2 protein-coding genes are annotated in these 1,024 nt (G+C 40.0%); both read left to right on the forward strand.

The window, feature by feature from the left end:
* On the forward strand, positions 1-783 hold a 783-nt coding region (locus AB0M30_RS47705), incomplete at its 5' end, for a PTS lactose transporter subunit IIBC (protein WP_364599346.1).
* Between the two features lie 104 nt (positions 784-887).
* The coding region (locus AB0M30_RS47710) for a family 1 glycosylhydrolase (protein WP_364599349.1) at positions 888-1,024 on the forward strand (137 nt) is incomplete at its 3' end.

Raw genomic sequence — 1,024 nt, forward strand, 5'->3', positions numbered from 1 at the left:
AACCGTGCCATCGGACGTGCCTCAGTTGTTCCAACATTCTTTGGGGTTAATGAGCCAATCTTATTTGGTGCACCAATCGTATTGAATCCGATTTTCTTTGTACCGTTCATTTTCACTCCGATTGTCAACGTTTGGATCTTTAAATTCTTTGTTGACACATTGAACATGAACTCATTCTCTGCCAACCTTCCATGGGTTACTCCTGGTCCGTTGGGAATTGTACTCGGTACTAACTTCCAAGTTCTATCATTTATCTTAGCCGGACTCTTGGTAGTTGTTGATACTATCATTTATTACCCATTTGTTAAGGTATACGATGAACAAATTCTTGAAGAAGAACGTTCTGGTAAAACAAACGATGCTCTTAAAGAAAAAGTAGCTGCAAACTTCAATACTGCTAAAGCAGATGCCGTTCTTGGAAAAGCAGGCGTTGCTAAAGAAGATGTAGCAGCAAACAATAATATCACAAAAGAAACTAATGTCCTTGTTCTTTGTGCAGGTGGAGGTACAAGTGGCTTGCTTGCCAATGCCTTGAACAAAGCAGCAGCAGAATACAATGTTCCAGTCAAGGCGGCAGCGGGTGGTTACGGTGCTCACCGTGAAATGTTGCCAGAGTTTGACTTGGTAATCTTGGCTCCACAGGTCGCTTCAAACTTCGATGATATGAAGGCTGAAACAGATAAATTGGGCATTAAACTTGTAAAAACTGAAGGAGCTCAATATATCAAATTGACACGTGACGGAAAAGGTGCTCTTGCATTTGTTCAACAACAGTTTGATTAATAAATTTGTAAAAGTTATTTGAGACGAGATCACTCATTCCATTTCCTTGGTTTTCAGAACACAGAATCTCGTCTCAAATGCTTTTTTTGAAAGGACTTACACTTATGACTAAAACACTTCCTAAAGATTTTATTTTTGGTGGTGCTACAGCTGCTTATCAAGCAGAAGGTGCAACTCACACAGATGGTAAGGGCCCAGTAGCATGGGATAAGTATCTTGCAGACAATTATTGGTATACAGC

Origin of the sequence: Amycolatopsis sp. NPDC051716 (assembly GCF_040681595.1) — a bacterium.
Taxonomy (GTDB): domain Bacteria; phylum Actinomycetota; class Actinomycetes; order Mycobacteriales; family Pseudonocardiaceae; genus Amycolatopsis.